Genomic DNA, 12,932 nt, shown 5'->3' with positions numbered 1-12,932 from the left:
AACCAAGAGCTCCTCGTGCCCAAGACTTTCCATCGAACCGACCGTGTCTCCGCCCAGCTGCGCCGTGAACTCGGCACCCTGGTGCACAACGCCGTGCGCGAGCACGGGTTGCCCTCGGTGAGCGTGTCCGACGTGGAAATCACCCGCGACATGGCCCATGCCAAGGTGTTCGTCACCGCGCTGATGCCGGAACGTTCGGCCGAAGCCGTGGCCGGCCTGAAGGAGCTGGGCTACCGCCTGCGCATGGACCTGGCCCGGGCGATGAAGCTGCGCCACGTGCCGGAGCTGCATTTCCACTACGACGACTCGGTCGACCGTGGTGAGCACATCGACAACATTCTGCGCGACCTGCCCGATACGCTGGCCGCGGAGAAGCGTCGCGAGAGCGACGAAGAATAAGCTTCTTGAAGGGCCGAGCCGTGCTCGGCTGCTTTTGCTCTCGCACACCGCTGCGGAAGCCGGGCATGGCTCGGCTCTACAACATCCTGTCATGACCCGAATTCAGTTCCGCCGCCTGGATGGCATCCTGCTGCTCGACAAGTCGACCGGCATGAGCTCCAACGCCGCCCTGCAGGTGGCCCGTCGCCTGTTCCGCGCCGAGAAGGGTGGCCATACCGGCAGCCTCGACCCGCTGGCCACCGGCCTGCTGCCGCTGTGCTTCGGTGAAGCCACCAAGATCGCCGGCCTGCTGCTCGGTTCGGCCAAGGCCTACGACGCCGAGATCGTGCTCGGCCAGACCACCGATACCGATGATGCCGAAGGCCAGGTGCTGCTGCAGCGCCCGGTCCCTGCCATCAGTGCCGACGCCCTGCAGGCCGCGCTGGCGCCGCTGACTGGGGCCATCCTGCAGCGTGCGCCGATCTATTCGGCACTCAAGCAGGGCGGTGAACCGTTGTATGTGAAGGCCCGCCGCGGTGACGTCATCCAGGCACCCGAGCGCGAGGTGCAGGTGCACGCCATCGAGGTGCTGGAGCAGCAGCCGGAACGGCTGCGCCTGCGCGTGACCTGCGGCTCGGGCACCTACATCCGCAGCCTGGCCCGTGATCTGGGCGAGGCCCTGGGCTGTGGCGCCCACATCAGCGCGCTGCGCCGGCTCTGGGTGGAACCGTTCCGCGAACCGGCCATGGTCACCCTGGACCAGCTGCGCACAATGGTCGAGGCCGGCGACGAGGCGGGTATGGACGCACTGCTGCTGCCGCTGGCCGCCGGGTTGGCGGAATACCCGCGGGTCGACCTCGATGCCGAACAGGCGCATCGCTTCTGCGTCGGCCAGCGCCAGCGCGACCTGTCCTGGCCGCAGGGCCTGGTGGCCGTGTTCGGCCCGGACGATGCTGTCCAGGGGCTCGGGCAGGTTGACGACAGCGGGCTGCTGGCCCCGCAGCGCCGTTTCAACCTCTGAACGGGGCAGGGTGGTTCAGCCCCGGTCCTTGTCCCGGAAGCCCCTGGCCGTTACAATTTCGCGGCCGTTTTCCGGCAGCCTGCTCCGCGCAGGTTTCATCCTTGTAGTCCACGGCGAGCCTGGCGGTGCGCGAAGCGCGTTCCTGCCGGCCACGCATCACAGAGAAAAAGAAAATGTCGATCGACACCCAGAAGGTCATTGAAGACAACAAGCGCAGCTCGGCTGACACCGGCTCTCCGGAAGTCCAGGTGGCCCTGCTGACCGCCCGCATCGAGCTGCTGACCGGCCACTTCAAGACCCACAAGAAGGACCACCACAGCCGCCGCGGCCTGCTGCAGATGGTCAACCGCCGTCGCAGCCTGCTCGACTACCTGAAGAAGAAGGACGTCGAGCGTTACAAGGCCCTGATCGAAAAGCTTGGCCTGCGTCGCTAAGCAACGAATCCCCGCGGCGCAGCGATGCGCCGCGGTTTTGTTTTGTAGCACCGCAATCCCCGATTCAGGCCGGAACGATCCGGCCACCCGCTGGCGGCAAGGGTCGCCGACGGTCCAAATTCGCAGACAGCATCCCCAAGGACACCCTCCGTGGCAAAAATCACCAAAACCTTCCAGTACGGCAAGCACACCGTCACGCTTGAGACCGGCGAAGTCGCCCGTCAGGCCAGCGGTGCCGTCATCGTCAAGATGGACGACACCGTACTGCTGGTCACCGCCGTCGCCGCCAAGAGCGCGCGCGAAGGCCAGGACTTCTTCCCGCTGACCGTCGATTATCAGGAAAAGTTCTACGCCGGCGGCCGTATCCCGGGTGGTTTCTTCAAGCGTGAAGGCCGTGCGACCGAGAAGGAAACCCTGATCTCGCGTCTGATCGACCGTCCGATCCGCCCGCTGTTCCCGGAAGACTACAAGAACGAAGTGCAGATCATCGCCACGGTCATGTCGCTGAACCCGGACGTGGACGGCGACATCCCGGCCCTGATCGGCGCCTCGGCTGCCCTGGCCCTGGCCGGCACCCCGTTCATGGGTCCGATCGGCGCTGCCAAGGTCGGTTACAAGAACGGCGAGTACATCCTGAACCCGACCGTCAGCGAACTGGCTGATTCGCAGCTGGAACTGGTCGTGGCCGGTACCTCCAACGCTGTGCTGATGGTTGAATCCGAAGCCGCGCTGCTGTCCGAAGAAGTGATGCTGGGCGCTGTGACCTTCGGTCACCGCGAAATGCAGAAGGTCATCAACGCGATCAATGAGCTGACCGTCGAAGCCGGCACCAAGCCGTCGACCTGGGAAGCCCCGGCCAAGAACGACGCGCTGATCTCCGCCCTGAAGGAAGCCATCGGCCCGCGCCTGGGCGAAGCCTTCCAGGTGCGCGACAAGCTGCAGCGCCGCGACGCCATTTCGGCGATCAAGAAGGACGTGGTCGAAACCCTGGCTGGCCGCGTGGCTGCCGAGGGCTGGAACCCGGCCGAGCTGTCGAAGGAATTCGGCGAGCTGGAATACCGCACCATGCGTGACTCGGTGCTGGACACCAAGGTCCGTATCGACGGCCGTGCGCTGGACACCGTCCGCCCGATCGCCGTGAAGACCGGCGTGCTGCCGCGTACCCACGGTTCCTCGCTGTTCACCCGCGGCGAAACCCAGGCCATCGTGACCATCACCCTGGGCACCGCCCGTGATGGCCAGGTCATCGATGCCGTTGCCGGTGAGTACAAGGAAAACTTCCTGTTCCACTACAACTTCCCTCCGTTCTCGGTGGGTGAGTGCGGCCGCATGATGGGCCCGAAGCGCCGCGAAATCGGCCACGGTCGCCTGGCCAAGCGTGGCGTGCTGGCTGTCATGCCGTCGCTGGAATCCTTCCCGTACACCATCCGCGTCGTCTCGGAAATCACCGAGTCGAACGGCTCCTCGTCGATGGCCTCGGTCTGCGGTTCGTCGCTGGCCCTGATGGACGCCGGCGTGCCGGTGAAGGCCCCGGTGGCCGGTATCGCCATGGGTCTGGTCAAGGAAGGCGAGCGCTTCGTCGTACTGTCCGACATCCTGGGTGATGAAGATCACCTGGGCGACATGGACTTCAAGGTCGCCGGTACCGCTGAGGGCATTTCCGCCCTGCAGATGGACATCAAGATCGAAGGCATCACCGAAGAGATCATGAAGCAGGCCCTGCAGCAGGCCAAGGCTGGCCGTCTGCACATCCTGGGCGAAATGGCCCACGGCCTGACCGCGCCGCGCGAAGAGCTGTCGGACTACGCGCCGCGCCTGCTGACCATCAAGATCCACCCGGACAAGATCCGCGAAGTGATCGGCAAGGGTGGTTCGACCATCCAGGCAATCACCAAGGAAACCGGCACCCAGATCGACATCCAGGATGACGGCACCATCGTCATCGCCTCGGTCAACGCCATCGCTGCCCAGGCCGCCAAGGCCCGCATCGAGCAGATCACCTCGGACGTCGAGCCGGGCCGCATCTACGAAGGCAAGGTCGCCAAGATCATGGACTTCGGTGCGTTCGTCACGATCCTGCCGGGCAAGGACGGTCTGGTCCACGTGTCGCAGATCTCCAGCGATCGCGTCGAGAAGGTCGGCGACGTGCTGAAGGAAGGCGATGTGGTCAAGGTCAAGGTGCTGGAAGTCGACAAGCAGGGCCGTATCCGCCTGTCGATGAAGGCCGTGGAAGAAGGCGACGCCGTCAGCGCCGAATAATCGGTACTGCCGATTGTGCGGTGGGTGAGGACCGTTGGTCCTCACACCTTCGCAGATGAAAAAGCGGGCTTCGGCCCGCTTTTTCTTTTTCAAAGCGTCGAGCCTGCTCGTCGTCCGCTCTTTGTAGCGTCGAGCTTGCTCGACTGCTTCTGCTTCGATCAGTCGAGCAAGCTCGACGCTTCGGTGCCTCACCACACCTGGTCCGGCTCGGGGTCACTCAGTGGATGCTCGCGCTGTTCGACGGCCTCCAGCAAACATCCCGGTGCTGCTGCGTCGGCACATGTCCTGCTGCACTGCATGATGGCCGTGGCGTGACTGCTGGATTGTCGTCGCCCGGTAGATCGCGCTTGTCCAGTGGACGACATGCCACGACATCGGTCCTGCGGGCGCATCGGTTTGCTAACGTGACGGCGCCTTCGAACCAGGAGATCGCATGTTCCGCCAGACCGTGGCCGTCCTTGCCGTACTGATTGCCGGTGCCGTGCCCATCGCGGCGCAGGCCGCGCCGGCGCAATCGCCGATCTTCGGTGCGTACTATCCGGGGGCTCGGCCGAGCGCTATCCGGTGTCGAGCATTCCGGCCGAGCGCCTGACCCACCTGTTCTACGCGTTCTCCACCATCGAGGACGGGCGCTGCACGATCGGGGCGGAAGCGCCGAAGAACTTCGCCGCGCTGGCCGAGCTCAAGAAGGCGCATCCGCACCTGCGCACGCTGATCTCGATCGGTGGCTGGGGTGCCGGCGGGTTCTCCGATGCTGCGCTGACCGAGGCCAGCCGCAAGCGCCTGGTTGATTCGTGCATGACGCTGTTCTTCGACCGCCACGCCGGCAGCTTCGATGGCGTGGACATCGACTGGGAATTCCCGGTCAGTGGTGGGCCGAAGGAGCTGGCGCACCGTCCGCAGGATCGCGCCAACCTGACCCGGCTCGCGCAGGCGTTCCGCGTGGCACTCGACGCGCGCGGGCGCAAGGCGCGACAGCCGATGCTGCTGACGGCCGCATTGGCCGCCGGCCGCCTGCAGACCGATGGCCCGTACGATCCGGCCGCCAGCTACGACCTGCCGGCACTGGCCAAGGTGTTCGATTTCATCAACCTGATGAGCTACGACATGGGCACCGGCTTCTCGGCAGTGTCGACGTTCAACGCGCCGCTGCATGAGGTGGCGGCTGACCCGCTGGCGCCGGAGCTGCGGCGCTGGAACAACGTGGCCGGCGCGGTGCAGTACTACCGCCAGCACGGCGTGCCAGCCGACAAGCTGGTGCTGGGCGTGCCGTTCTACGGGCGTGGCTTCAAGGTGACCGGCAACGCTGCCGATGGCCTGTACCAGGCCTACAGTGCACCGGCCGACGCCGGCGACTGGCGGGTGATCAAGGCGCGCTATCTCGACCAGCCCGGCTGGACGAAGCATTGGCAGCCGCAGGCGCAGAGCCCCTGGCTGTACAACAGCGAACAGAAGGTCTTCATCAGCTATGAGGATCCGCGCTCGATCGGCCTGCGCGCGCAGTTCGCCCGCGAGCAGGGCCTGGCCGGGGTCTTCATGTGGGAGCTGACCGGCGACGACGAGCAGGCCAGCCTGCTCAACGCCATGCTGGGCCCGTGGCAGAAGGCACGCATCGGCGATTGAGCGATGACCGCGCCGTCGTAGCGTCGAGCTTGCTCGACGGCTGTCGGCGCGGTGTGTTTCGGTAGCGCCGGGCGATGCCCGGCGGATCTTCGCGCGAACGCCACTACCGTCGAGCAAGCTCGACGCTACTCAATCGGCCCAGACGCTGTTCGGATCGCCGTTGCGTGCGCGGCGCTGGCTGGCCACGGCCAGGCGGGCGAAGCCGAACGCCATTGCCAGTGCGATCGCATCGACCCAGAACAGCGGCCACTGGCCGTGCGAGGCGGCACGCCACAACCAGTCACCACTGAGTGCCCCATGCAGGATCGGCACCAGCGCGGTACTGATCGCTGCCGCCCACAGCAGCTCGCGCGCGGCCTGCGCCGGGCGCCGCAGCGCGGCCCACAGCGCACAGACCGCCCAGCTGCCGAAGCAGGCCCAGCGGATGCCGTGGTCGACGACCGATGGTGCCAACCGTTCCAGCACCAGCGCGGTGCCAAACGCGACCGAGATCGCCACGCACAGGCCGATGCAGACCCCCACCGTGGCCCGGGCCATGTTCACCCCGGCGCGCGGTTGCTGCGGCTGGCGCCGCTTGCGGCGGGATTCGATCCACAGCAGATTGCCCGAATAGAACAGGAAGGCACCGCCCAGGCCAAGCAGGAAGTACAGCCAGACCACCACGCCATTGCCGAACTCGCCGAAATGCAGTGCGTAGGCGGCACTGAGCGTGGCGTGATTGGCATCACGGTGGCCCGGCAGCTGGGTGGCCAGGACATTACCGGTGGCCACGTCCAGCGCCACCGAACCCAGCGGCCCGAGCGTGCCGGTGGATTCACCGGTGATCTCGATGGTGGCATGGGCGTCGCCGGCATTGGCCAGTTTCAGGTAGGCCGGCTCGAAGCTGGCCACGCCCTGCGCACGGGCAACCTCCAGGGCGCGCGCATGCAGCACGCGCAGGCTGCCCGGCGGCGCCGGAATGCCGGTGGCCTCGCGCACCGGCGCGGTGTCCATCGCCGCTGGCGCCGCCGCCAGCACCTTGCCGTCGTAGATCAGTGGATTGAGCAGGGCCATCTGCACGAAGACCAGGCAGAGCAGGGCGCCGGTAACGGCGAACATCAGGTGGAAGGGCAGGCTGAGCACGCCGATCACGTTGTGCGCGTCCTGCCACATCTGCTTCAGGTTGCGACCGGGGCGCAGCGCGAACAGATCGCCGAGCAGCTTGGGCAGATGGATTACCAGGCCACTGAGCAGCGCCATGCCGTACAGCAGGCTGACAATGCCCATCACATAGATGCCGGCCACCGGCAGGCCGAGACTGTAGTGAAGTTCGTTGACCAGTTCGGCCAGCCCACTCTGCGGGGGCGTCGGGCTGCCGCTGATCTGGCCCGGCCACGCGTAGCGCCAGCTGCCGTCGTCGGCCTGCCAGTAGGCCAGCGGCTGCGGGTGTTCGGCGCCGGGGAAGGTCATCCCGACGTGGCGGCGCGCTTCCGGATGCGTGGCCAGCACGTCCTCCAGCAGGTACTGCGCGTCGTCCAGGCCAGCGGGCAGTGCGGTTGCCGCGCCGGGCGTCTGCCACAGCGGCAGGTCATGATGGAACAGGGTCAGGGCGCCGGCGTAGAACGCCACGAACAGGCCGAAGCCGGCCACAAGGCCGACCCAGGTGTGCAGGGTGGTGAAGGTGCGCAGGGTCTGCGAGCTGAACTTCATGGGGTCGGTCTCATTGCACGGCACCGGCCAGGCGCAGCAGCCCGAGCACGGCGAAGCCGCCCGCTGCGCTGCCGGCCAGCACCAGCCAGGCGCGCAGTGCGCTGCGGAAACTGAACGCCCACAGGGCCGCCAGCATCCACAGCGGCACGAAGGCGATCAGGCTCGGAACCAGAGCGTTCTGCCAAGGGCCGGGGGCAGCCAGGTGACCAGCCCGGTCGCCGCGGCGGCCAGGAAGAAGCCGGCGACGAGGCCGGCGAAGGCACGCGCCCACATCAGGGCGACTCCGCGCCGGGGCGGTGCCAGGCCGCCAGCGTCGGCAACAGCATGGCCGACAGCATCCAGGTACACAGCATCGCCACCAGCCCGGCGGCAAAGCCGAGCTCGGCCATCCACAGCCACAACGCGGCAGCGGCGGCAACCAGGCCGATCTGGCGGCCGAGGCGGCCGGCACGGCGCAGGCGCGGCCAGCGGCAGTGCGGCGAGGCGGCATAGAAGGACAGTGCCGAGAACATCGCCGACAGCATGCCCAGGCTGCAGAAGCCGAGCGTGGAAAGGCCGACGGTGATCATCGCGGGTGGCCGGCGCAGCTGCGGGCGGGCGAACGCGGGGCACGGGCGGGGCCGGCGGGAGCCGGTCGGAGCGGGTGGCGCATCACGAGGTCCTGGGGGAAAGCGGGCAGGCTGGCACAGGGCGGGCCGCGCGGACATGGTAATCATTGCGTTTTCACGCCGCCAGCGGCGCTCATTCAGCGGGCCGTACGGTGGCCCTTGGGCTTTCCCGCCTGCTGGTTTAAGATCAGCGCAGAACCCTGACTGGAACAAGGTGGCCCGCGCCCAGCGCCGGCCGAGCGTGTGACATGAGCACTACCACCGCCCACTGTTGACCTGCCCCCGAAGGCCCTGTGTTCCAGGCGCCCTCGCGGCGCTTTTTATTGCCCGGGCTCCGGCCCGGGACCGCTTTCCAGCCCGCCCGGCGGGCCCCGCACGAAGCTACTGCGATGATCAACATTACCCTTCCCGACGGCAGCCGCCGCGAATTCGAAAACCCCGTCAGCGTCATGGACGTCGCCCAGTCGATCGGCGCCGGCCTGGCCAAGGCCACCATCGCCGGCGCCGTGGATGGCGTGCTGGTCGATGCCAGCGACGTCATCGACCACGATGCCAGCCTGCGCATCATCACCGCCAAGGACGAGGAGGGTGTGGAGATCATCCGCCATTCCTGCGCCCACCTGGTCGGCCACGCCGTCAAGCAGCTGTACCCGGACGTGAAGATGGTGATCGGCCCGGTGATCGCCGAGGGCTTCTACTACGACATCTACTCCGAGCGCCCGTTCACCCCGGACGACATGGCCGCGATCGAGAAGCGCATGGGCGAGCTGATCGCCCAGGACTACGACGTCATCAAGAAGATGACCCCGCGCGCCGAAGTGATCGAGATCTTCAAGGCCCGTGGCGAGGACTACAAGCTGCGCCTGATCGAGGACATGTCCGACGACATCCAGGCCATGGGCATGTATTACCACCAGGAATACGTGGACATGTGCCGCGGTCCGCACGTGCCGAACACGCGCTTCCTGAAGGCCTTCAAGCTGACCCGCATCTCCGGCGCGTACTGGCGTGGCGACGCGCAGAACGAACAGCTGCAGCGCATCTACGGCACCGCCTGGGCCGACAAGAAGCAGCTTGAGGCCTACATCAAGCGCATCGAAGAAGCCGAAATGCGCGATCACCGCCGCATCGGCAAGCAGCAGGACCTGTTCCACCTGCAGGAAGAAGCGCCGGGCCTGGTGTTCTGGCACCCCAAGGGCTGGGCGCTGTGGCAGGTGGTCGAGCAGTACATGCGCAAGGTCTACCGCAACAGCGGCTACGGCGAAGTGCGCTGCCCGCAGATCCTGGACGTGAGCCTGTGGAAGAAGTCCGGCCACTGGGACAACTACCAGGACAACATGTTCTTCACCGAGTCGGAAAAGCGCACCTACGCGGTCAAGCCGATGAACTGCCCGGGCCACATCCAGGTGTTCAACCAGGGCCTGCACAGCTATCGCGACCTGCCGATCCGCTACGGTGAGTTCGGCTCCTGCCACCGCAACGAGCCGTCCGGCGCGCTGCACGGCATCCTGCGCGTGCGCGGTTTCACCCAGGACGACGGCCATGTGTTCTGCACCGAAAACCAGATCGAATCGGAAGTGACCGCGTTCCACCAGCAGGCGCTGGCGGTGTACAAGCACTTCGGCTTCGACGATATCCAGATCAAGATCGCGCTGCGTCCGGAATCGCGCCTGGGTGACGATGCCACCTGGGACAAGGCCGAGGGCGCGCTGCGCTCGGCGCTGACCGCCTGTGGCGTGGAATGGCAGGAGCTGCCGGGCGAGGGCGCCTTCTACGGCCCGAAGATCGAGTACCACCTGAAGGACGCCATCGGCCGTACCTGGCAGCTGGGCACGATGCAGGTCGACTTCATGATGCCCGGCCGCCTCGGCGCCGAGTACGTGGACGAGAACAGCCAGAAGAAGCACCCGGTCATGCTGCACCGGGCCATCGTCGGCTCGATGGAGCGCTTCCTGGGCATCCTGATCGAGCACCACGCCGGCCAGTTCCCGGCCTGGCTGGCGCCGACCCAGGTGGTGGTGGCCAATATCACCGACGCCCAGGCCGAGTACGTCTCGGGCGTGACCAAAACCCTTGCGGAGCAAGGCTTCCGCGTCAGCTCGGATTTGCGTAACGAGAAGATCGGCTATAAAATCCGCGAGCATACGTTGCAGCGCGTGCCCTACCTGCTGGTCATCGGTGACCGCGAGAAGGAAAATGGGGCTGTGGCGGTGCGTACGCGTTCTGGCGAAGACCTGGGCAGCATGAGCCTGCAGGCCTTCATCGAGCGGCTCCAGGCCGAGGGCGCGTAAGCAAGGTCCGGTCCGGGGGCACAGGCACCCGGACCGGTTCGATACCCTTGGGAGAACGTAATATCAGCACCCCTGACAACAAACAGAACCGCAAGAATCAGGAAATCCGTGTGCCGCGCGTCCGCGTGATCGGCAGTGACGGAGAAATGATCGGCGTGTTGTCGCGCGACGAAGCGCTGTCCATGGCCGAAGATGAAGGCCTGGACCTGGTCGAAATCCAGCCGCAGGCCGATCCGCCGGTCTGCAAGATCATGGACTTCGGCAAGTTCAAGTTCGAAGCGCAGAAGAAGGCCAGCGAGGCCAAGAAGAAGACCAAGCAGGTCGAGATCAAGGAAGTGAAGTTCCGTCCGGTCACGGACGAGGGCGACTACCAGATCAAGCTGCGCAAGATGCGTGGGTTCCTCGAGGATGGTGACAAGATCAAGGTCAACATCCGCTTCCGTGGCCGTGAAATGAGCCACCAGGAACTGGGCCGCGAAATGGCCAACCGGATCGAGACCGATCTGGGTGAGGACATCGTCATTGAATCCCGTCCGCGCCTGGAAGGGCGTCAGATGGTCATGATGATCGCGCCGAAGAAGAAGACCTGAGGCCTGCGGGGCTGCCTTCCGGGGCGCCTGGCTGAATGGTTCAGGGTGAAGGGGCGCCAGTGGCGTCCCTTTGCTTTTGCAGCAGCACGTTTGAGGGTCACAGGGGCTGGTGGCAGGGCGGTTTTGCCTGTATCATGCCCGGCTCGACCCACCCAGGACGGGTCGTACGCCGATCATGGCAGGACGGAAAGAGCGGCCCAGGCCGCCGCCAGATCAGTCAGAAACCAGGGTCACCCCCATCAAGGACATTGCAATGCCCAAGATCAAGACCAACCGGGCAGCGGCCAAGCGTTTCCGCAAGACCGCCTCGGGCAAGTACAAGTGCGGCCACGCCAACCGTAGCCACATCCTCACGAAGAAAGCGACCAAGCGTAAGCGTAATCTGCGTCAGACGGGCCATGTCCGTGCAGAAGACGCAGGCCGTCTGGACCGCATGCTCCCTTACCTCTGAGGAACTGAAAAATGGCACGAGTTAAGCGTGGCGTACAGGCGCGTCGCCGCCACAAGAAAATCCTGACTCTGGCGAAGGGCTACTACAACGCCCGTCGCAAGGTCTTCCGCGTCGCCAAGCAGGCGGTCATCAAGGCACAGCAGTACGCCTACATCGGCCGTAAGCAGAAGAAGCGCAACTTCCGTTCGCTGTGGATCACCCGTATCAATGCGGCTGCCCGCATCAACGGCCTGAGCTACAGCCGCTTCATGAACGGCCTGCTGAAGGCCGGCATCACCCTGGATCGCAAGGTCCTGGCTGACATCGCCGTGCACGACGCAGCCGGTTTTGCCGCGCTGGCCGAAAAGGCCAAGGGCGCGCTGGCGGCATAAGTCCTTCCCGATGCCGTAACCGTTCACTCGGAACGGTGTCAGGTCAAGGCAATGCATGGGGAAGGGCGCAAGTCCTTCCCCATTCTTTTTGGGTCCCGGCGTGGCCACAGCGGCAGCGCGGGGACGGCGGTGGCGACAGGGGTCGGCCCTTCGCGCATCGCGATGGCAGATCGACTGGAGTTCCGGCCCCCATGAGCGACATCCAATCCCTCACCACCCAGGCGCTGGCCGATGTGGCCGCCGCACAGAGCCCCGACGTGCTGGAACAGATGCGCGTGGCCCTGCTTGGCAAGAGCGGCAGCATCACCTCGCAGCTCAAGCAGCTCGGCGCCCTGCCGGCCGACGAGCGCAAGGCCGCCGGTGAAGCGATCAACCAGGCCCGCGACGCGCTGACCCGCGCGCTGGGCGAGCGCAAGGCGCTGCTGGAAGACGCGGCACTGGATGCGCGCCTGGCCGCCGAAGCCATCGACATCACCCTGCCGGGCCGCAATGGCGAGCGCGCCGGCCTGCATCCGATCACCCGCACCCTGGAGCGCATCACCGGCATCTTTGGCCGCTTGGGCTACGAGCTGTCGGAAGGGCCGGAAATCGAGGATGACTGGCACAACTTCGAGGCGCTGAACTTCCCGCCGCACCATCCGGCGCGCGCGATGCATGACACCTTCTACTTCGGCGACGGCCGCCTGCTGCGCACGCATACCTCCGGTGTGCAGGTGCGCTACATGGGCGACCACGCGCCGCCGTTGCGCATGATCGCCGCCGGCAAGGTGTACCGCAGCGACAGCGACCAGACCCATTCGCCGATGTTCCATCAGGTCGAAGGCCTGCTGGTGGACGAGCATTCGACCTTCGCCGACCTGAAGGGCACGCTGGCCGAGTTCGTGCGCGCGTTCTTCGAGCGCGATTTCGAGATGCGCTTCCGTCCCAGCTACTTCCCGTTCGTTGAACCGGGCGCGGAAGTGGACATCGCCTGGCAGCAGCCCGATGGCAGCACCCGCTGGCTGGAAGTGCTCGGCTGCGGCATGGTGCATCCGAACGTGCTGCGCAACGTCGGCATCGATCCGGAGCGTTACACCGGCTTCGCCTTCGGCATGGGCGTGGAGCGCTTTGCGATGCTGCGCTACGGCGTCAACGATCTGCGCGCGTTCTTCGAGAACGACGTGCGGTTCCTGAAACAGTTCGCATAAGCGCCGGCCCGTAGAGTCGAGCTTGCTCGA

The 12,932-nt window shown here is 66.0% G+C and carries 11 protein-coding genes and 2 pseudogenes; 10 read left to right on the top strand and 3 right to left on the bottom strand.

Translation table 11 applies throughout. From position 1 onward, the window contains the following. Positions 1 to 15 precede the first annotated feature (15 nt). The 5 genes and pseudogenes from rbfA to N4G47_RS13285 all read left to right on the top strand — a co-directional run bounded on the left by rbfA (position 16) and on the right by N4G47_RS13285 (position 5,715). Positions 16 to 399 carry a 30S ribosome-binding factor RbfA gene (gene rbfA / locus N4G47_RS13305; RefSeq protein WP_005410447.1) on the top strand — a complete coding sequence of 128 codons (384 nt, stop codon included), beginning with the start codon at positions 16 to 18 and terminating at the stop codon, positions 397 to 399. 91 nt (positions 400 to 490) lie between these two features. After that, the gene (truB, locus tag N4G47_RS13300; RefSeq protein WP_475287684.1) at positions 491 to 1,399 is read left to right on the top strand and encodes a tRNA pseudouridine(55) synthase TruB; all 909 of its coding nucleotides are present in this window, start codon (positions 491 to 493) and stop codon (positions 1,397 to 1,399) included. A gap of 173 nt (positions 1,400 to 1,572) precedes the next feature. Then, the gene (gene rpsO, locus N4G47_RS13295) at positions 1,573 to 1,833 is read left to right on the top strand and encodes a 30S ribosomal protein S15 (RefSeq protein WP_005410445.1); all 261 of its coding nucleotides are present in this window, start codon (positions 1,573 to 1,575) and stop codon (positions 1,831 to 1,833) included. Positions 1,834 to 1,983: 150 nt separating this feature from the next. Next, positions 1,984 to 4,092 (top strand): polyribonucleotide nucleotidyltransferase, encoded by a 2,109-nt coding sequence (gene pnp / locus N4G47_RS13290; protein ID WP_014037942.1) that lies wholly within the window; start codon positions 1,984 to 1,986, stop codon positions 4,090 to 4,092. A gap of 433 nt (positions 4,093 to 4,525) precedes the next feature. Continuing rightward, a pseudogene (locus N4G47_RS13285) lies at positions 4,526 to 5,715 on the top strand (glycoside hydrolase family 18 protein). A 129-nt stretch (positions 5,716 to 5,844) separates the two neighbouring features. Here the strand turns inward: N4G47_RS13285 and N4G47_RS13280 are convergent. The 3 genes and pseudogenes from N4G47_RS13280 to N4G47_RS13270 form a co-directional block, all read right to left on the bottom strand. Beyond that, positions 5,845 to 7,404 (bottom strand): PepSY-associated TM helix domain-containing protein, encoded by a 1,560-nt coding sequence (locus N4G47_RS13280; RefSeq protein ID WP_475287683.1) that lies wholly within the window; start codon positions 7,402 to 7,404, stop codon positions 5,845 to 5,847. A gap of 10 nt (positions 7,405 to 7,414) precedes the next feature. After that, positions 7,415 to 7,677, bottom strand: a pseudogene (locus N4G47_RS13275) (hypothetical protein). Then, positions 7,677 to 7,973: a hypothetical protein gene (locus N4G47_RS13270; protein WP_107231051.1), complete on the bottom strand. Its 297-nt coding sequence runs from the start codon at positions 7,971 to 7,973 to the stop codon at positions 7,677 to 7,679. Before N4G47_RS13270 ends, N4G47_RS13275 begins: the two are co-directional and overlap by 1 nt. Positions 7,974 to 8,401: 428 nt before the next feature. Here N4G47_RS13270 and thrS point away from each other — a divergent pair, with 428 nt between their 5' ends. The 5 genes from thrS (at position 8,402) to N4G47_RS13245 (ending at position 12,902) form a co-directional block, all read left to right on the top strand. Continuing rightward, complete coding sequence (gene thrS / locus N4G47_RS13265; protein ID WP_475287680.1) at positions 8,402 to 10,303, top strand: threonine--tRNA ligase; 1,902 nt, start codon at positions 8,402 to 8,404, stop codon at positions 10,301 to 10,303. A 47-nt stretch (positions 10,304 to 10,350) separates the two neighbouring features. Further along, complete coding sequence (gene infC / locus N4G47_RS13260; protein ID WP_005410437.1) at positions 10,351 to 10,893, top strand: translation initiation factor IF-3; 543 nt, start codon at positions 10,351 to 10,353, stop codon at positions 10,891 to 10,893. Positions 10,894 to 11,146: 253 nt separating this feature from the next. Then, a complete protein-coding gene (gene rpmI / locus N4G47_RS13255) occupies positions 11,147 to 11,344 on the top strand; it encodes a 50S ribosomal protein L35 (RefSeq protein WP_005410436.1) in 198 nt (65 codons plus the stop codon). An 11-nt stretch (positions 11,345 to 11,355) separates the two neighbouring features. After that, positions 11,356 to 11,715: a 50S ribosomal protein L20 gene (rplT, locus tag N4G47_RS13250; RefSeq protein ID WP_003484828.1), complete on the top strand. Its 360-nt coding sequence runs from the start codon at positions 11,356 to 11,358 to the stop codon at positions 11,713 to 11,715. Positions 11,716 to 11,906: 191 nt separating this feature from the next. Further along, on the top strand, positions 11,907 to 12,902 hold the full coding sequence (locus tag N4G47_RS13245; RefSeq protein ID WP_475287677.1) for a phenylalanine--tRNA ligase subunit alpha: 996 nt from the start codon (positions 11,907 to 11,909) through the stop codon (positions 12,900 to 12,902). The last annotated feature ends 30 nt before the right edge of the window (positions 12,903 to 12,932 follow it).

The organism is Stenotrophomonas sp. GSD10 (assembly GCF_056172695.1).
This window is presented reverse-complemented; position numbering and strand designations above follow the sequence as displayed.

Bases quoted from the DNA above. Each gene is read 5' to 3' on its own strand.
- truB (WP_475287684.1), top strand. From the start codon at position 491: ATGACCCGAATTCAGTTCCGCCGCCTGGATGGCATCCTGCTGCTCGAC.
- rpsO (WP_005410445.1), top strand. From the start codon at position 1,573: ATGTCGATCGACACCCAGAAGGTCATTGAAGACAACAAGCGCAGCTCG.
- N4G47_RS13280 (WP_475287683.1), bottom strand. From the start codon at position 7,404: ATGAAGTTCAGCTCGCAGACCCTGCGCACCTTCACCACCCTGCACACC.
- N4G47_RS13270 (WP_107231051.1), bottom strand. From the start codon at position 7,973: ATGATCACCGTCGGCCTTTCCACGCTCGGCTTCTGCAGCCTGGGCATG.
- thrS (WP_475287680.1), top strand. From the start codon at position 8,402: ATGATCAACATTACCCTTCCCGACGGCAGCCGCCGCGAATTCGAAAAC.
- rpmI (WP_005410436.1), top strand. From the start codon at position 11,147: ATGCCCAAGATCAAGACCAACCGGGCAGCGGCCAAGCGTTTCCGCAAG.
- rplT (WP_003484828.1), top strand. From the start codon at position 11,356: ATGGCACGAGTTAAGCGTGGCGTACAGGCGCGTCGCCGCCACAAGAAA.
- N4G47_RS13245 (WP_475287677.1), top strand. From the start codon at position 11,907: ATGAGCGACATCCAATCCCTCACCACCCAGGCGCTGGCCGATGTGGCC.